Genomic DNA, 17,896 nt, shown 5'->3' on the forward strand with positions numbered 1-17,896 from the left:
GTCGGGTCACCCGGCAGCGTGGTCCGGCTGCCCGGTGTCGGTGGCCCCGGCGGTCTCCACCGCCTGCGCGGTCGCGTCCTCGGTGCTGACCCCGGGCACCGGCTCCTGCTCGCGGCGGCCGTTGTCACGGGGGACCGGCGGGGGGAGCGGGCCTCCCGAGGCGCGGAGGTCGGCGACCAGCTGCCACACCCGGTCGAAGACCGCTCGGGCCTGCTGCGCGTCGTACAGGGCGCCGTGGGCCTGGTCGCGGTCGTGGGGGATGTCGAGCGCGGCACACGTCTTGGCGAGGCTGCGCGGCATCTCGGGGCCCTCGGCGATGAACGGCAGCGCGAGCGTCTCGACGTCGAGCAGGTGGTGGTCCCAGGTCGGTTCGACCCCGAGCTTGTGGCAGGCGAGGTCGAGGTGGCGCGCGTCGAAGTCGGGGACCGCCCCCACCAGCACGGCTCCGTCGGCGTGCTCGAGGAACTCGGTCAGCCACACCTTCGAGGGGGTCTTGTCCTGGGGGGCGATGCGCTCGTCGTAGTGGGTCAGTTCGAGCGCGTCGTCGTCGGCGCCGTCGGTGGTGTGGGTCGGGAAGTAGCGCCGCTCCTCCTCCCGGCCGTCCTCGAAGCGCACGATCCAGGCCACCTCGGTCAGCTCGTGCCGGCGGTGGTCGAGCCCGGTCGCCTCGGTGTCGACGAACACGAACCGGGTGCCGCGGCGTTCGCTGGCGTCGGCCGCCTCGCTGGAGGTATCGAAGGCCGGGGTGGTGGCGTCGGTGACGGGGGGCGTGGCCGAGGGCTCGGTGGACACGGAGGGCTCCGGGCGGTGGGTTGGCCGGCGACGCTACCTGACGTGGGTGACGCTCCTGGGGCACCCCGTCGTGCGGTGTGGACACGCGGGCGGGGCGGGTGCTCGACCGGCGAACAGGTGTTCGGTACGGTTCGTCCACAGCCCACGGACCACACGTCCGCGGTCGTGTCCCACCAGCGACGTACGGTGCCTCGCACTCGCCCCGAACGCCCGCTCCACCCCCCGCACCTCGCCACCCGTACTCCGAACAAGGATCCGCCGTGGACCGCGACAAGGCTCTCGATCTCGCCCTCGCCAACATCGAGAAGCAGTTCGGCAAGGGCTCGCTGATGAAGCTCGGCGACGCCGCTGCGGTCAACATCGCCGCCATCCCGACCGGCGCCCTGTCGCTGGACCTCGCCCTCGGCATCGGCGGCATCCCCCGCGGCCGCGTCATCGAGGTGTACGGCCCTGAGTCGTCAGGCAAGACGACCGTCGCGCTCCACGCGGTCGCGGAGTGTCAGAAGCAGGGGGGCATCGCGGCGTTCATCGACGCCGAGCACGCGCTCGACCCCCAGTACGCACGGGCGCTCGGGGTCGACATCAACGAGCTGCTGGTGTCGCAGCCCGACACCGGTGAGCAGGCCCTCGAGATCGCCTCGATGCTGATCCGTTCCTCGGCGGTCGACCTCATCGTCGTGGACTCGGTCGCGGCCCTGACGCCGAAGGCCGAGATCGAGGGCGACATGGGCGACAGCCACGTCGGTCTCCAGGCCCGTCTGATGTCCCAGGCGCTGCGCAAGATCGCCGGCGACCTGCACCGCTCCGACACCGCGATCATCTTCATCAACCAGCTGCGCGAGAAGATCGGGGTCATGTTCGGATGCTTCTCGTACGACACCAGGGTGACGCTCGCCGATGGGACGCAGGAGAAGATCGGCAAGATCGTCAACCAGAAGCTCCCGGTCGAGGTGCTGTCCTACGACGTCGCCCGTGACGAGTTCGTGCCGCGCAAGGTCGTCAACTGGTTCGACAACGGTCCGACCGACGAGTTCCTGAAGTTCACGGTCGCGCGCGGCAGCGGCAACGGGCGGTCGCAGTTCAGCGTCACGGCGAACCACCTGATCTCCACGCCCTACGGCTGGGTGCACGCCGGGGACCTCGAGGTCGGCCAGACCGTGCTCCAACGGGTGAGCCACCGTCTCTCTGGCTACCAGTGGGACGTCCTGCTCGGTGGGCTGATGGGGGACGGTGCGCTCTCGCCATCGCGGAGCGGACACGGGGCCAGGTACCGGATCGGTCACGGGAAGGCACAGACCGCGTACGCCGATTGGAAGGCGTCGCACTTCGCCAACCTGTCCGTCTCGCGCTCGGTCAACGATGCTGGCGCGGTGTTCCACGATGTCCAGCCCCTCCCCGAGCTGGCCGAGCTGCGTGAGGCCGTCTACCTCGGTGGCAAGAAGTTCCTCGGCTGGGACTACCTCAAGCGACTGACCGCCCGGTCCATCGCGATCTGGTACCAGGACGACGGCAGCTTCCAGCTGCGCTCCAAGGGGCTCCAGGCCCGGACCCAGGGTGGCAGCGGGCGCAGCGAGATCTGCGTCGAAGCGATCGAGCAGGGCTCACGGCAGCGACTCCGTGACCACCTCGCCGACAGCTTCGACGTCCACGCGACGCTGACGACACGTGGTGGGAACGCCTACCTGGTCTTCCCGACCGCCGAGACCGCCAAGCTGCACGAGTTGGTCGCCCCCTACGTCCACCCGTCGATGGCGTACAAGCTGCTGCCTCGGTTCCAGGGTCGCTTCAGCGACGAGCCGGTCTTCGAGGAACCCCGGGACGTCGCGGTCCCGATGCCGATCGTCGACATCACCCGGAAGGCGCCGAATGGCCGCCACACCCACCGCTTCGACATCGAGATCGAGGGAACGCACAGCTACCTGGCCGACGGGGTCGTGGTGCACAACTCGCCCGAGACCACCCCGGGTGGCCGGGCGCTGAAGTTCTACTCCTCGGTCCGCCTCGACGTGCGTCGCATCGAGACGCTCAAGGACGGCACCGACGCGGTCGGGAACCGGGTCCGCGTCAAGGTCGTCAAGAACAAGGTCGCCCCGCCGTTCCGTCAGGCCGAGTTCGACATCATCTACGGCGAGGGCATCTCCAAGCAGGGCTCGCTCATCGACGTCGGTGTCGAGGAGGGGATCATCCGCAAGGCGGGTGCTTGGTACACCTACGACGGCGAGCAGCTCGGACAGGGCAAGGAGAACGCCCGGACCTTCCTCAAGGAACACGAGGACGTCGCGCTCGAGATCGAGAAGAAGGTCAAGGAGAAGCTCGGCCTGTCGCCGCTGGCCGCGAACGAGCACGCCGACGACCTCGACGACGACCTCTGAGACCGGCCCGGGGTGCGGCGTGCCCGCACCCCGCCGGCCGTCCACCGCCACCACCACCCCGGACCAGGAGCCACCGTGCCCCGTGACGCCGAAGCCTGGCTCGCCGAGCGTGGGATCGAGCGCGAGCCGATCCGGGTGACGCCCGCACCACCCGACGCCCCGCCGGCGCCGGGTGCGCCGCCGGATGGTGCGTCGATCGGTCCCGGGGACGGGTCCCCCCCGGCACCGTCGGCCCGTGAGGTTGCCCAGCTCGCCGAGGCCGGCGCGGTCGAGGCCGAACGGCGCGAGGCCGAGGCGGCGGCGACCCGGCCGCCACCGGCCTCATCGCTGGCCGACGACGTGGCCGAGGGCCTCGCGTTCGTGCGGCGGTCCACCGCGACCGCGCCCCAGTCGGTCGGGCGCCTGCGCCGCAAGCTCGCCGAACGGGACACCCCGCCGGCCGCGATCGACCTCGTGATCGAGCGGGCCCACGCCGAACGGCTCGTCGACGACGACGCGATGGCCGCCGCGATCGTCGAGGAACGCCGGGCCAAGGGCCACGCGCCGACGCGGCTGCGCAAGGACCTCGTCGCTCGCGGGTTCGACCGTGACACCATCGACCGGGCGCTCGCCCCGGTCGAGGCCGAGGACCAGGAAGCTGCCGCGTTCGCGGTCGCCAAGGCGAAGGCCGACCGGCTCACCGGTGTGGAGGCCGAGACGGCCTACCGCCGCACCGTCGGCCACGTCGCCCGCCGCGGCTACCCCGAGGGCCTGGCCCGCAAGGTCGCCCGCCAAGCCGTCGACGTCAGTCGCGACCCCGCCCGGACCGCCGGCCACTGAGCCGCCCGCGGGTCCGATCGCCGCGAACGAGCCGGGCCTGCTGTGGTCCCAGGGTGGCGACCGGGTCTCGGGCTGACTGGAATCCCGCCCGGTAGACCGCCCAGCGGGTGCACACGCTGCCCGCGATGAGCAGCGCCGACCCGGCCAGCGCCAACGGCCGGCGCCGACCGCCACCGAGGGCCACCAGGGCGGCACCCGCCACCGTGCTGGCCTTCGCGGCGCGGTGGAAGCGGCCGGCCTCCTCGCGCTCGTACACCTCGCCGATCGGGCCGAGGTGGCGCCGCATCGCGGTGTCGATTGCGACCTCGGCTGCGGCACCGAGCACCGCAGCGCGGCGTGCAGGCGCGGCTTCGGCCGGAGGCGTCATCAGCGTCGCGGCCGCACCCGCAGCTGCGAGGCCGCTCGCCGCGAACAGCGGCGGCAGGTGACGCCGCGCCTCGTGCCACACCGGGATGGAGGTGTCGGCGACCAGCGCGCCGGTGTAGACCGTCATCCCCACCCCGAGCGCGGCGGCCTTCCCGTCCAGGATCCACAGCATCCCGGGTGCACGGTCGAGCCGTCGGAGCGCCGTCGCCCCGAGCGCCACCGACGAGTACCCGGCCAGGATCCAGCTGCCGACGCTCATGACCGAGGTCGGCTTGAACACCCGCAGCATGTTGAGGAACCGGGAGGGGCGACCGAGGTCGGAGATCAGCAGCGGGGGACTGACCGCCACCCCTGCGGCGGCGATCCACCGGGCCCGGTCCGCCAGGACCTCGTGACCGGTCAGCCGAGCAGCGACGACCACCACCGACGAGGCGCCCGCGGCCCCGCCGGCGAACAGGTACCACGGCACCTCCCAGGTCCACGCCGGCGCCTTGACGACCGGCCTGCCGTGGTAGGTGGGGACGCCGACCCGGGTCCCGTCACGGTCGACGAACTCACGCACACCGGTGGCCGAGCTGTCGGCCGCGCTGACGGGTACCCCGCTCACCGGCGCCCCCCGGCGAAGGCGACCGTCACCGCCGCGGCCACCCCCAGCGCAGCCGCTCCAGCCGCACGCCAGATCTGCCCGAGGTGGCGGGTCGGGGTCACCGGATCCGGCGGCAACCCGTAGACCTCCGGGTCGTCGAGCAGCAGGAAGAACGCCCCGTTGCCACCGACGCCGCTGTCCGGGTCGGCGCCGTACAGCTGCACCCCCGGGACACCCGCCGCGATCAGGTCGCCGGCGCGGTCGGCGGCACGCGTCCGCAGCTCGTCGAGCGGCCCGAACTGGATGGAATCGGTCGGACAGGCCTGGGCACAGGCCGGCTGCTGCTGGCCCCGCATGCGGTCGTAACACATGGTGCACTTGAAGGCGCCGCCCTCACCCGGCTGGCCAGGGGAGCGCCGTTCGATCACGCCGTACGGGCACGCGGTCACGCAGTACCCACAGCCGTTGCAGACGTCGTCCTGGACCACCACCGTCGAGAACTCGGTGTAGAAGATCGCGCCGGTGGGGCACACCTCGAGACAGGCGGCCTCCGTGCAGTGCTTGCAGACGTCGGAGCTCATGAGCCACCGGAAGTCGGTGATGCCCGGGGCGGCCGGCTCGGCGCCACCGAACGTCGGGACCTCACGTTGTTCGTGGCTGCCGTGGGCTCCCGCGGGGAGCCCCGGGTCGTCCCCGAACCACTCGAGGCCCACCGCCCCGGACGGTGCGCCGGGTACCGCTCCCGCCGGTGCGGGAACATGCCCCGCGGGCTGCTCGACGAACGACACGTGGCGCCAGGTGTCGGCACCGAGCGCGCCGGTGTTGTCCATGGAGTGGCCCGTGAAGTCCGACGTCACCCGCGCGGGGACGTGGTTCCACTCCTTGCAGGCGACCTCGCAGGCCTTGCACCCGATGCACACCGACGTATCGGTGAAGAACCCGAAGCGGGTCCCCGCGCTGCCGCTGACCGGACCCCCGCTGTGGGTGAGCAGGTCGCTGCTGTGGCTCGAGTGCGTCACGGTGTCGCCTCGCTCGCTCGGCGTTCGGCACGGACCACGTCCGGCTGCGCGGCGTGTCGTTCGACCAGGCGCCTGAGGCCCGCGTCGCGTGGCCGGCGGCCGGGGAGCACGTCGCAGGTGGCGCCCTTGACCTCCTGGATGTGCACGTTGGGATCCAACGCGATCGCGTACAGGTCGTTGGCCGCGTCCCCGGGGGCGGTGCCGTTCGGACCCCAGTGGTAGGGCAGCCCCACCTGGTGCACGGTTCGTCCGCCGACCATCAGGGACGCGATCCGTTCGGTCACCAGGACCCGGGCCTCGATCGCGGTCCGTGAGCTGATGATGGTGGCCCACCCGCCGTGGGTCAGCCCCCGTTCGGCAGCGAGCTCGGGGTGCACCTCGACGAACATCTCACGGGCCAGCTCGGCCAGGCGGGTCCCGAACCGGCTCATGCCGCCCGCGGTGTGGTGCTCGGCGATGCGGTAGCTGGTCGACACGTACGGGTAGGCGTCGGCGCCAGGCTGGTCGCCGACCGGGTTGTGCGGGTTGTGCTCGTGGGGCAGGTCCTCGGCGAGCGGGTTCACGCGCACGGGGTGCAGCGCGTTGTCGACCGGTGACTCGAACGGCTCGTGGTGCATCGGCAACGGTCCGTCGACCAGTCCCGCCGGCGCCCACAGCCAGCCCTTGCCGTCGGCCTGCATCAGGAAGGGGTCGTGACCTCCGAGCGCCTCGACCCCGGTCGCGTCCTCGTCCGGCTGGTGGTCCGGCCGCATCGTCGGGGCGAAGTCCGGTGTGTCCAGACCCGTCCAACGTCCCTGGTCCTCGTCCCACCACACGTACCGCTTGCGCTCGGACCAGGGCTGGCCGGCCGGGTCGGCGGACGCGCGGTTGTAGAGCATCCGGCGGTCGTTCGGCCACGCCCACCCCCACTGCTGGGCGGCCGGTCCCATCTCGGTCCAGGCGGTCCGGCGGGCCGTCCGGTTGACGCCCTCGGCGTACGCACCGGCGTAGATCCAGCAGCCGCAGGCGGTCGACCCGTCGGCGGCGAGGTCGTTGAAGCTCGCCAGCGGTTCGCCGTCGGCGTCCCACCCGTTGATCTCGCGCAGGACCGCGTCGGCGGACGGCTCGTCGTGCGGCCCCTCGGTCGGGTAGTCCCACGTCAGGTGGTGCAGCGGCAGGTCGCGGTCGGCTGGCTGCCCACCCGAACGGGCCAGCAGCTTGCTGCGGACCCGCTGACCGAGGTGGTAGGCGAACCACAGGTCGCTGCGCGCATCACCCTTCGGCTCGACCGCCGCGTGGTGCCACTGCAGCAGCCGCTGGGTGTTGGTGAACGTGCCGTCCTTCTCCACGTGCGCGGCGGCGGGCAGGAAGAAGACCTCGGTGCCGATGTCCTCGGGCACCAGCTCGCCGGTCTCGACCTCCGGGCCGTCCTTCCAGAACGTGGCCGACTCGATCATCGTCAGGTCGCGGACCACCAGCCAGTCGAGCGACGCGTAGGCCAGCCGGTGCAGCCGCGAGTTCGCCGACCCGACCGCCGGGTTCTGACCGAACAGCAGGTAGCCCTTCACCTTCCCGGTGAACATGTCCAGCGTGGTCGGGTAGACCGAGTGGTCGCCGGTGATCCGCGGCAGGTAGCCGAACCCGAAGTCGTCGCGTGCGAGGGCGTGCTCGCCGTACCAGGCGCGCAGCAGGCTGACCAGGAAGGTGCGGCCCTTGGACCAGTACCCCTTGGCGGCGGTCGTGCGCCGCTCGTAGTCGTCGAGGGTGTCGTGCCGGCCCGCCATCGGCATCGGCAGGTAGCCCGGCAGCAGGTCGTAGAGCGTCGGGATGTCGGTCGATCCCTGGATGCTGGCGTGGCCGCGCAGCGCCAGGATGCCGCCACCGGGACGGCCGATGTTGCCGAGCAGCAGCTGCAGGATCGACGCCGCACGGATGTACTGCACGCCGACGGTGTGCTGGGTCCAGCCGACCGAGTACACGAACGCCGACGTGCGGTCACGACCGGAGTTGGCGCACAGGGCCTCGGCGACGGCCAGGAACTGGTCCTCGCGGATGCCGCACACGTCGGCCACGGTCTCGGGGGTGTACCGCGAGTAGTGGCGCCGGAGCAGCTGGAAGACGCAGTGTGGGTGGGTGAGGGTCTCGTCACGCTCGATGTCGCCGACGCCCCCGATCGAACCGCCCTCGAACGCCTCGCCACCCTCCGCGTGGTGCTCGGGGTCGCCACCTCGGAACGGGTCGTCACCGGGGACGTCGTTGTGCCGCGCGCCGGCGGCGGCGTGGACGTGCGGGCCCTCGCCCGCGTACCGCCACGTCGTGTCGTCGTAACCGCCGGCATCCGGGTCCCAGCCGCTGAAGTAGCCGGCCGCGTCGTCGGGCAGCTGCACCCCCTCGGCGATGATGTGGGAGGCGTTGGTGTAGGCCACCACGTACTCACGCAGCTCCGCCCCGTGTTCGAGCACGTAGCGGATCAGCCCGCCGAGGAAGGCGATGTCGGTCCCCGGGCGGATCGGCACGAACGTGTCCGCCAGGGCGCTGGTGCGGGTGAACCTCGGGTCGACGTGCACGACCCTCGCGCCGCGCTCCTTGGCCTCGACCACCCACTGGAAGCCGACCGGGTGGTTCTCGGCCATGTTCGAGCCCATCAGGACGATGCAGTCGCTGTTCACCAGGTCCTGGGGGTAGGTGGTCGCGCCACCGCGACCGAAGCTGGTCCCGAGACCCGGGACCGTGGAGCTGTGTCATATCCGCGCTTGGTTCTCGATCTGGATCGCGCCGAGCGCGGTGAACAGCTTCTTGAGCAGGTAGTTCTCCTCGTTGTCGAGGGCGGCGCCGCCGAGGCTGCCGAACCCCATCGTGCGCCGGAGGGGGGAGCCGTGCTCGTCAGCCTCCTCCCAGCCGTCGTCGCGGGCGGCGATCACCCGGTCGGCGATCATGTCCATCGCCGTGTCGAGGTCGAGGTCCTCCCAGTCGGTCCCGCCGGGGCGCCGGTAGCGCACGGTCAGCTCGCGCGCGGGGCCGGTGACCAGCTCCCGGGTCGACGACCCGCGGGGACACAGCCGCCCGCGCGAGATCGGGCTGTCGGGATCGCCCTCGATGTGGGTGATCTCGCCGTCCTGGACGAAGACCCGCTGACCACAGCCCACGGCGCAGAAGGGGCAGATGGAGGCTACGACCTCGTCGGCCTCGTCGGTGCGTGGCGTCAACGCCTCGGTGACGGGCGAGCGGGCGGCCGCGCCGACGGCGGTCCGGTCCTCGCCCAGGAGCTGGCGGGCCACGGGCCAGAGAGGGAGGAGCTCGCGGAGTCCCATGACCCCACCCTAGGGTCGGGAGGCCGGCCGTGGGGGGTCGTCGGCCGTCGGACGGGCGACCGTGGTGGCTCGCCGCTGCTGCTCACGGGCGCGCAGCTCCTGTTCGGTCCGCCGCAGCCAGGACGTGAACCGGCGCAGCGCCACCACGGCGTAGACGAAGCTCGGAGGGACCCACATCAGCGCACCCGCGAGCTGTTGGTCCTCCAGGGCGGTCAGACCGCCGGCGCCGGTGTACACCTCGTAGACCGACCGGCTCGCGAAGGTCAGCAGCGCGCCGAGCACGCCGCCGGTCACGATCAGGGCGAAGCAGGCGAACGTGGCCAGGGCCTGCGCACGGCGGTTGCGACGCGCCGTGGCGACGATCTCGATCCAGACCCACACCGCGCTACCGAGGAAGGCGATGTGCTCGAGCGCGTGGACGAAGGTGTTGCGCACGGCGAGGTCGTACAGCCACGGGGCGTGCCACACCCAGAGCAGGACGATGTGGACCACCGTGGCCACCATCAGCGGCGGCGGGTCACCGACACCGCGGCGCCACCGCCGCGTCGTCCGTGACCAACGGGCCACGGTGCTGCGGGAGGTGGGGGACAGGCCGAAGCGCAGCGTCGCCACCGGGGAGCCCAGGGCGAACAGGGGCGCGGCGACCACCGTCAGCAGCAGGTGCTGGACCATGTGCACCCACAGCAGGTGCTCGCTCCACCCGGGGATCGGGCCGGCGACCGCGACGAGGGTGACGCCGACGCCGGCGAGGAAGGCGACGGTCCGGCGCGGCGTGGCGACCCCGACCGCGTTCCTGCGGGCGGCACCCCGCAGGTACCAGGCCGTCACCCCGGCCAGCCCGGCGAGCGCCGCGAGGTCGACGGCGTTGTGCGCGAACACCGTGGCGATCACGGGCCGTGCGTCGGCGTCATCGCGCAGGCATCGAGGAAGAAGGCGGGCAGGCCCTCGAAGACCGTGACGCCCCCGAAGATGGTCGCGAGCAGGATGCCCATCCAGCCGATGAAGACGTCACGCTGCGCGTAGCGGTCGATGGCCGGGTCGGCGAGGCGTGCGCCGCGCAGGACCTGGACGCCCGACAGCCACGCCCGTCCGCACAGCAGCGCCATGGCGATGGTCAGGGCGTGCAGCGGCAGGTCGGTTCCCCAGGCGCACGCGCGGGGCACCAGCCAGTAGGTGCCACCGAGGTGCACCCCCCACCACACCGGCCCGCCGAGGACGGCGTCGAACCGCCGCGGGATGGTCCGGTGGTCCTCGGTGGGGGTGATCGAGAGCGTCACAGGCCACCTCCCGGGTCCGGCAGGAGGTGCACCACACCGAGCAGCACCGCCGCAGCGGGCGCGGCCCACCACAGGTAGACCACCGTGATGTCGGCCTCCAGCATCCGGCCGCTGTCGACCACGCCGACCAGGCGTTGCACGAGCACCGCGGCGACCATCAGCACGCTGACACCGACCAGCGACGCGGCGATCGCGGTGAGGACGACGTAGACGGACGCGTAGGCGTGGTCGGCCCAGTGGAACGGCGTGGCGGCGATGTCGCTGCCGAGGACCACCACGGAGGTGGTCAGCAGCACGCCGCTGACCAGCAGCAGCAGCGAGGGGGCGGGACGTGCGTCGGCGCGGAGCCGGAGGTTGGCGGCGGTGGCCGCGACGTTGCCGGCGATCGCCAGCGCGACGGCGATGACGGCGGGCCACGAGCCCGGCCGTTCCAGGGGTGGCGGCGGCCAGGCGGGCTGGCCGGTGTGCAGGTACAGCCCGGCCGCGGCCACGCCGACCAGCCCCGTGGTGAGCACGATGAGGAGCAGGATCGCCCCCCACATGCCCATGGTCAGCCCGCGGGTCGGGTCGACGACCGGGTGTGCGGTACGGGAACGGGTCGCTGGCACTACTCCACCCCCGGCCACAGCCACGTCACCGTGGCTCCGATGATGCCGAACAGGCCGACGAAGCCGAGCGCGAACGAGTCGACCAGGACCCCGACGAGGGCGATCGCGATCGCGACCGCGCACCACAGCGGCCACAACGAGTGGCCCGGCAGGGTCACGATGTGATCCGGCTCGGCGTCGAGGCCGGAGGTCGCGATGGTCTCGCGCAGGCGCTCGACCGGGTGGTCGAGGCGCTCCTGCCACTCGGGCTTCTCGTGCGGTGGGTCGGTCCGCACCCTCCCGTCGCCGGTCACGTGCTCGTGGCCGAGGACCGACTCGGTGTCCCACAGCGGCTCGGGCGAGGCGACCTGCATGGTGCCCACGAAGTTGTAGTTGGGAGCCGGGGAGGCGGTCGCCCACTCGAGGGTGTCACCACCCCAGGGGTCGTCCGGTGCCGGCGTCCCCCCGGGCCAGTTGGCCTTGATGATGTTGATGGCGAACAGCAACATCCCGATGCCCATGACGAACGAGCCGAGGGAGGAGATCAGGTTCAGCCCGTCCCAGCCGAGCCCCTCCTCGTAGGTCCAGATGCGGCGCGGCATCCCGAAGAGGCCGAGCCAGTGCTGGGGCATGAACGCGACGTTGAAGCCGATGAAGTTGAGGACGAAGGCCGCCTTGCCGAGCCCCTCGCCCATCATCCGGCCGGTCAGCTTCGGCATCCAGAAGTGCAGGCCGGCCAGGATCGGGAACAGCGAACCGCCGACCAGCACGTAGTGGAAGTGAGCGACCACGAAGTAGGTGTCGTGGGCCTGCCAGTCGAAGGGCACCATCGCGACCATCACACCGGTGATGCCGCCCGCGACGAACACGAACACGAACCCGGCGACGTACAGCATCGGGGTCGACCAGACGATCCGGCCCCACCACATCGTGCCGATGAAGCACATGACGATGACGCCGGACGGGATGGCGATCATGAAGCTCGCTGCGGTGAACAGCGAGGTCGCCAGGATCGGGATGCCGGTGGTGTACATGTGGTGGACCCACAGCCCGAACGACAGGATCCCGATCGCGATCGTCGCCCCGATGTAGAGGGTGCGGCCCGCCAGGCGACGCCGTGCCATCACGGTGATGATCGCGGCCGCCATCCCCACCGCCGGGATGAGCTGGATGTAGACCTCGGGGTGGCCGAACCACCAGAACAGGTGCTGCCACAGCAGCGGATCGCCGCCCGCAGCCGCGTCGTAGAAGACCGTGCCCATCTTGCGGTCCAGTTCGAGCAGGATCGTGCCGGCGACCAGGGGCGGGAACGCGAACAGGATCATGATCGCGACGATCAGCGACGACCACACGAACACCGGCATGCGGCTGATCGCCATCCCGGCGGCCCGGAACTTGATCACCAGGACGACCACCTCGATGGACGCCGCGATGCCCGAGATCTCGAGCATGGTGACCCCGAGCAGCCAGAAGTCGAGGTTCAGCCCGGGGGAGAACTCGTCGCGCGTCAGCGGGACGTAGGCGAACCACCCGCTGTCGGGGACCGCGCCGACCACGAAGCTGGACAGCAGGAAGATCCCGCCGAGCAGGAAGCCCCAGTACCCGAAGGCGTTCAGCCGCGGCATCGGCATGTCGCGCGCCCCGAGCTGCAACGGCGCGAGGTAGATCGTGAAGCCCTCCAGCATGGGCACCACGAACAGGAACATCATGATGGTCCCGTGCATGGTGAACAGCTGGTTGAACCCGTCCGGCCCCATCACGTCGTTGTCGGGCCCGATCAGCTGCAGGCGCATCAGCATCGCGAGCAGGCCACCGAGCATCAGGAAGAAGAAGCTGGTGAAGATGAACCGCCGGCCGACCGCCTTGTGGTTGCACTGACCGATCCAGCCGATCAGCCCGGGCTTGGATCCCCACACGCGGTTCAGCAGCTCGATGTCCGGCTCACCCGGCCGTGACGAGGGAGGCGGCGGCGCCGTCGTCGTCATGTCCGCACCTCCGAGACCGCCTGCTGCCCCTGAACAACCCACTGGGGGCCTACGGCGCCGCTCACTCGAGCCCCTCCAGGTAGTCGAGGAGGTCCTCGAGCTCGGTGTCGGTCAGGCGCGTGGCGGGCATCGGGATCCCAGGCTTGAGGGTCTGCGGTTCGACGATCAAGGTGGCGAGGTTGTCGCGCGTGTTCGGGACGATCCCACCGGCCAGCATCTGGCGGGAGGCGAGGTGGGTGAGGTCAGGCCCGACCCGGGCGACCGAGGTGCCGTCGACGGCGTGGCAGGCGGCGCACCCGGCCCCGAGGAAGACCTCCTCACCGGCCGCCGAGACGCTCTGGCCCGGCTCCTGCTGGCCGGCCACCCACGCGTCGTACTCGTCCTGCTCGACCACGTGGACGTAGGCGACCATCTGGGCGTGCGCGATACCGCAGAACTCGGCGCAGTTGCCGCGGAAGCTGCCGGTCTGGTTCGCCTCGAAGGTGAAGATGTTGGTGCGCCCCGGGATCATGTCCATCTTCCCGTGCAGGCGCGGGATCCAGAAGCTGTGGATCACGTCCTCGGTGGTGAGGTTGAACCGGATCGGGGTGTTCACCGGCACGACGATCTCGTTGGCGGTGATGATGTCCTCGTCCGGGTAGTACACCTCCCACCAGAACATGTGGCCGATGACGTCGACCTCGAGCTGGCCGTCCTCCTCGACGTGCGCGACCGCGTTGCCGACGATCGCCGAGTAGACCAGCAGCACGATCAGGACGATCGCGGGCAGGATCATGCCGCCCCACCAGATCAGCCGGCTGCGGACCCGGTGGTCGGCCTCCGCCTCGGCGATGTGATCGGGGTCGGCGACCGCGATGGGCCCGTCGACCTCCGAGGCCGGTACGTCGTAGCGGATGGGTCCACGCTCCGTCGGCGCGTACACCTGCTCGGCGGCCTCGCTGCGCTTGCGCCGCTGCCACGACCGCCAGATCGGGACCGCGAGCAGCCCCATCACGATCAGCCAGATCACCGTGCCGAGGATGACGCTGAACCAGAACAGGCCGTCGATGGCCTCGGCCTGCGGGGTGACCGTGTCGGTGGTCGAGTCGCGGACGCCGGGCACCTCGCCGCACGCGGCGACCAGCAGCAGGGGGAGCAGCAGCGCGACGGAACGCAGCGTGGAGGGGGAGCGGGGGTGGTTCACGAGGCAGCCTCCGCTCGGGTGCGGAACCGCTCGACCCGCCGGCGTGAGGCGGTGACGGCAGCGATGGTCAGCAGGATCGGCAGGACGAGCAGGCCGGCACGGAACGCCCACACCACGCTCTCGACGGGGATCCGGGTCCACGACGACAGCACGTCGACGCCGGCGCTGGCGGTCAGGATCACCGCCACGGACGTCATGAAGGTCATCACGCCGGCGCGCATCGGCACGTCCAGCGGGTGGTCGAGGGCGTGGTGCTCGGCGTCGTCACGCAGCAGCCGCCGCTCGATGAACGGGTACAGCGCGACCATCCCGATGAGGATGCCGGGGATGACCGCGGCCGCCACGAGGACGTTGGTGATGCGCATGCCGAGGAAGACCACGTCGATCGCGGGGATGACCCGCAGGGACCCGGTGGTGAAGAACATCGCCCAGGCCGGGTGGACCGAGTTGGTCGCCTCGGCCGCCATGAACGGCCCCTCGAGCTCGATGTCGGCCCACGGGACGGCGACCGACGAGGCCACGAGGAGGGTGGTCAGCGCGGTGGTCAGCAGCGCGAACCGGGCCACCGCGTCCGGCCACAGCGGCCGCCCGACCCCCAGGCGGTCCACGTCCACGTCGGGACGCCGTTCGAGCGCGGGGGTGCGCCGATGCACCAGCCACAGGTGCCAGGCGAGCAGGCCGGTGAAGGCGCCGGGTAGCAGCACGATGTGCAGCCACCAGGCGCCGATCAGGATGCGGTCGCTCGGCAGCTCACCGCCGGTCACCAGCTGGGCGAGCGGCTCGCCGAGGAAGGGGATGGAGCCGAGGACCGCCTCGAGGATGCGCAGGCTCGAGGCCGCCACCAGCGAGAACGGCATCAGCTCGCCGGTGTAGGTGAACCCGAGCGCGATCAGCAGCAGGCCGACGCCGACGAGGTGGTTGCCCATCCGCGGACGGCGGAACGCGCCGGTCGCCAGGACGCGGAAGAGGTGGGCGACGATGGCGATGAGGAAGACGTGCGAGGCGGCGACGTGTAGACGGCGCAGCAGCAGCCCGCCGGGCAGGTCCTCGCTGATGCGCAGGACGGACGCGAACGCGGCCGGCAGTTCGCGCCCGTCGTACAGCTCGGAGGCGCCGGTGTAGGTCACCAGCTCGGTCGAGGGCCGGTAGGCGGTCGTGAGCACCAGGCCGGTGACGGTGAGCACGAGGAACGCGACGATGGCGGCGTGGCTGATCAGCGCGCCGAACCCGACGGGCCACAGGGAGGGGCGCTCGGCATCACGCCCGATGGTCGCGTCGAGCTTCTCGGTCAGACGGGCGACGGGGGAGGGCAGCATCAGACCGTCCCTCCGACGGCACCGGGCGGCGCGGTCAGGTCGCCGGTGGCGATGACGTACCCGTCGTCGTCGATCCCGAGCGGCAGCTGTGGCAGCGGGTGGGAGGCGGGGCCCGACACCGGCTGCGCGCCACGCCGGGCGTCGAACGTCGCCTGGTGGCAGGGGCAGAACAGCGCCTGGTCGCGGTCGCGGTACAGCGCGACCGCGCACCCGGCGTGGCTGCACAGGCGCGAGTAGGCGATGAGGGTGTCGTCGACGACCCCGTCGAGGACGGTCGGTGGCTCGGGCACCTGACGCAGGCGGATGAGCATCACGGCCGACAGTTCGCGCCCGACGGCGCCCTCGGGCCACACGGTGACCACGCTGCCGAGCGGCAGGTCCTGCGGCCGGACCGGGGTGCCCTCGAGGGTGGCGAGCCGCGCGCCCGCGCTCCAGTCGGAGCTCTCCGGTGTCCGCGGACCGAAGCGCAGCAGCGCGCCGAGGCCACCGAGCCCGAGGACCGCGGCGCCGCCCACCGCACCACCGAGCAGGCGTCGTCGTGAGCGCAGCGGCGCCAGCTCGTCGACCGGGGCGGGCCGCGCGATCGTGCGCTCGCCCCGGTCACCGGTCACCACCAGGTGGTGCATCGCGATCGTGGCGGCCAGGCCGGACGCGGTGCCGACCAGCCCGAGGACGGTGGTGTCCGCGTCGAGGATCCACAGGACGATGAAGGCGAGCAGCGCGGCGAGGCCAGCGGCCACCCAGCCGCGGAACCAGTTCCGGCGGAAGGTGTGTTCTCCCGGGCCGGTCGGTTCGGTCGGCCGCCGACCGGGCACGCGGTCGGTCGGGTCCGGGCGGGGACCCCCGGGGTCGGGGTGTTCGGTGCCGGCCATCAGCGGGGCTCGAAGGGTTCGGTCCGGGCGAAGCCCTCGGGTTCCGAGGGACTCCAGCGGCGGGCGCGCGCCACGACCCAGACCGCGAGGCCGGCCAGCAGCGCGAGCCCGACGGCGAACAGCGCCTCACCGACCTGGTCGATCTCGGCGACGCCGACGAAGCTGCGCTCCACCCCCGACGCGAGGTCGAGGTAGGCGACGATGTCGTCGACCTGGTCGTCGTCGAGGATGGCGGCGTCGAACGCCGGCATCGTGAACGGCCCGACGCGGGTGCCCTCCTTGATGGCGACCCCGTCGAGGCCGGTCAGCGGGAACGCGATGTTGCCGCCACCGGCGATGCCGCCGTCGCCGGCGGCGCCGTGGCAGGCGGCACAGTTGCGGACGTACAGCTCCTGGCCGCGTCCGGCGTCGCCCTCGCCCACGGTGGGGATCTGGCCCGGCAGGTCGAACTCAGCGAGCAGGTAGGCGATGACCGCTTCACGCTGCTCGTCGGTGAGTTGGTCGACGTAGATGCCGACCTCACGCGCCACGATCGGCATCCGACCGGTCCGCATCGTCAGGTCGATGTAGGCGATGTCGGTCTCGGTCATCTCCGGGCCGTCGATGACCCCCGGGCCGGGGCCACCCTCGAGGCGGCCGCCGTGGCAGGCGGCGCAGGCGGCCTGGAAGATCTCGCCGCCGCGGACGACCTCGGTGCGGGCGGCGTCGCGCTCGGTGGCCCGGTCCTGGGCGCTGGCGATCGAGCTCCCACCCACGACGGTGCACACCATGGCGACCAACGCCACCACCGTGGGGATGCGGCCCCACCGTCGACGGTCCTGGATGCTGGCCTCCGCTGCCTCGTTGCCCGTCTCGCGCGCCGCTCGCGTGCCCCGACGCCCGGTCAACCGCACCCGTCTTGGACGGTGGACGTGGCCCGAGTCAATACCGGCGGACGAGGGCCTTCCAGGTGCAGACGTGTCCCTTCGGACGGGGATGTCCCCGTTTGGAGGGACGTGCCGGAGCTGCGGGCTCGGGGTCGCCGGCCCCCGGCCGCTAGCCTCGCCCTTCCACCGGCCGTCGCCCGCGGAGCGCCCTCGTGAACCTGCTGCAGACCTGGCTCATCCTCGGTGTCCCGCTGGTGGCCGTCTCCTGTTACCTCTTCATCGGGCGCAACAAGACCCGTGCCCGGATCGGGTACGGCGGGCTCCTGGCGGCCGTTCTGGCGCTCCTCCTGCTGCCCGAGGACGGCGGACAGGGCGCGGCGATCTCGGCCGGCCTCGTCGGTGCCATCGCGTTCACGTTCGTGGCCACCGGCCGCGGCACCCACGTCGACGACGACTTCGTCGAGCACCACCAGGACCGCCGCCGCTACACGACCGCCTCGGGCGCCGACGCCGACCGCTGACCCGCCGCGGCGCGTGGGCGGGCGGCGCGGCTCGCGTACCCTCGG

At 71.8% G+C, this 17,896-nt stretch carries 15 protein-coding genes; 3 read left to right on the top strand and 12 right to left on the bottom strand.

Annotation, left to right across the window (positions count from 1 at the left end; genetic code table 11):
- Nucleotides 1-6: 6 nt before the first annotated feature.
- On the bottom strand, nt 7-792 hold the full coding sequence (locus tag NITAL_RS12990) for a 3'-5' exonuclease (protein WP_052666662.1): 786 nt from the start codon (nt 790-792) through the stop codon (nt 7-9).
- 260 nt (nt 793-1,052) lie between these two features.
- Between NITAL_RS12990 and recA the strand changes: the two genes are divergently transcribed.
- Nucleotides 1,053-3,164, top strand: a complete 2,112-nt coding sequence (recA, locus tag NITAL_RS28945; protein ID WP_052666665.1) for a recombinase RecA — start codon at nt 1,053-1,055, stop codon at nt 3,162-3,164.
- A gap of 75 nt (nt 3,165-3,239) precedes the next feature.
- Complete coding sequence (locus NITAL_RS13000; RefSeq protein WP_052666666.1) at nt 3,240-3,983, top strand: regulatory protein RecX; 744 nt, start codon at nt 3,240-3,242, stop codon at nt 3,981-3,983.
- On the opposite strand, the gene nrfD is transcribed toward NITAL_RS13000, so the two are convergent.
- The 11 genes from nrfD to NITAL_RS13060 form a co-directional block, all read right to left on the bottom strand.
- Entirely contained in the window at nt 3,949-4,956 is a 1,008-nt protein-coding gene (nrfD, locus tag NITAL_RS13005; protein WP_211262392.1) for an NrfD/PsrC family molybdoenzyme membrane anchor subunit, read from the bottom strand. The two genes, NITAL_RS13000 and nrfD, sit on opposite strands and share 35 nt — an antisense overlap.
- Nucleotides 4,953-5,927 carry a 4Fe-4S dicluster domain-containing protein gene (locus tag NITAL_RS13010; RefSeq protein ID WP_052669661.1) on the bottom strand — a complete coding sequence of 325 codons (975 nt, stop codon included), beginning with the start codon at nt 5,925-5,927 and terminating at the stop codon, nt 4,953-4,955. The genes nrfD and NITAL_RS13010 overlap by 4 nt, the downstream gene beginning before the upstream one ends.
- A 23-nt stretch (nt 5,928-5,950) precedes the next feature.
- Nucleotides 5,951-9,244 carry a formate dehydrogenase gene (gene fdh, locus NITAL_RS13015; protein ID WP_281175533.1) on the bottom strand — a complete coding sequence of 1,098 codons (3,294 nt, stop codon included), beginning with the start codon at nt 9,242-9,244 and terminating at the stop codon, nt 5,951-5,953.
- A gap of 9 nt (nt 9,245-9,253) precedes the next feature.
- On the bottom strand, nt 9,254-10,135 hold the full coding sequence (locus NITAL_RS13025; protein ID WP_052666668.1) for a cytochrome c oxidase assembly protein: 882 nt from the start codon (nt 10,133-10,135) through the stop codon (nt 9,254-9,256).
- Nucleotides 10,132-10,521, bottom strand: coding sequence for a hypothetical protein (locus NITAL_RS13030; RefSeq protein ID WP_052666669.1), 390 nt, complete (start codon nt 10,519-10,521; stop codon nt 10,132-10,134). The genes NITAL_RS13025 and NITAL_RS13030 overlap by 4 nt, the downstream gene beginning before the upstream one ends.
- A complete protein-coding gene (locus tag NITAL_RS13035) occupies nt 10,518-11,129 on the bottom strand; it encodes a hypothetical protein (protein WP_052666670.1) in 612 nt (203 codons plus the stop codon). Before NITAL_RS13035 ends, NITAL_RS13030 begins: the two co-directional genes overlap by 4 nt.
- Nucleotides 11,129-13,093 (bottom strand): cbb3-type cytochrome c oxidase subunit I, encoded by a 1,965-nt coding sequence (locus NITAL_RS13040; RefSeq protein WP_083441533.1) that lies wholly within the window; start codon nt 13,091-13,093, stop codon nt 11,129-11,131. The genes NITAL_RS13035 and NITAL_RS13040 overlap by 1 nt, the downstream gene beginning before the upstream one ends.
- Nucleotides 13,094-13,154: 61 nt before the next feature.
- Nucleotides 13,155-14,276 (bottom strand): cytochrome c oxidase subunit II, encoded by a 1,122-nt coding sequence (coxB, locus tag NITAL_RS13045; protein ID WP_052666674.1) that lies wholly within the window; start codon nt 14,274-14,276, stop codon nt 13,155-13,157.
- Nucleotides 14,273-15,592, bottom strand: a complete 1,320-nt coding sequence (locus NITAL_RS13050; protein ID WP_052666676.1) for a cytochrome b N-terminal domain-containing protein — start codon at nt 15,590-15,592, stop codon at nt 14,273-14,275. The genes coxB and NITAL_RS13050 overlap by 4 nt, the downstream gene beginning before the upstream one ends.
- A complete protein-coding gene (locus tag NITAL_RS13055) occupies nt 15,592-16,464 on the bottom strand; it encodes a QcrA and Rieske domain-containing protein (RefSeq protein WP_052666678.1) in 873 nt (290 codons plus the stop codon). Before NITAL_RS13055 ends, NITAL_RS13050 begins: the two co-directional genes overlap by 1 nt.
- Nucleotides 16,464-17,357 (bottom strand): c-type cytochrome, encoded by an 894-nt coding sequence (locus NITAL_RS13060; RefSeq protein ID WP_052666679.1) that lies wholly within the window; start codon nt 17,355-17,357, stop codon nt 16,464-16,466. The genes NITAL_RS13055 and NITAL_RS13060 overlap by 1 nt, the downstream gene beginning before the upstream one ends.
- Nucleotides 17,358-17,542: 185 nt before the next feature.
- Between NITAL_RS13060 and NITAL_RS13065 the strand changes: the two genes are divergently transcribed.
- A complete protein-coding gene (locus tag NITAL_RS13065) occupies nt 17,543-17,851 on the top strand; it encodes a hypothetical protein (RefSeq protein WP_052666681.1) in 309 nt (102 codons plus the stop codon).
- Nucleotides 17,852-17,896: the final 45 nt, after the last annotated feature.

Origin of the sequence: Nitriliruptor alkaliphilus DSM 45188 (assembly GCF_000969705.1) — a bacterium.
Taxonomy (GTDB): domain Bacteria; phylum Actinomycetota; class Nitriliruptoria; order Nitriliruptorales; family Nitriliruptoraceae; genus Nitriliruptor; species Nitriliruptor alkaliphilus.

Coding starts and splice junctions, on each gene's coding strand:
- NITAL_RS13040 (WP_083441533.1), bottom strand. CDS start 13,093: ATGACGACGACGGCGCCGCCGCCTCCCTCGTCACGGCCGGGTGAGCCG.
- NITAL_RS13050 (WP_052666676.1), bottom strand. CDS start 15,592: ATGCTGCCCTCCCCCGTCGCCCGTCTGACCGAGAAGCTCGACGCGACC.
- NITAL_RS13055 (WP_052666678.1), bottom strand. CDS start 16,464: ATGGCCGGCACCGAACACCCCGACCCCGGGGGTCCCCGCCCGGACCCG.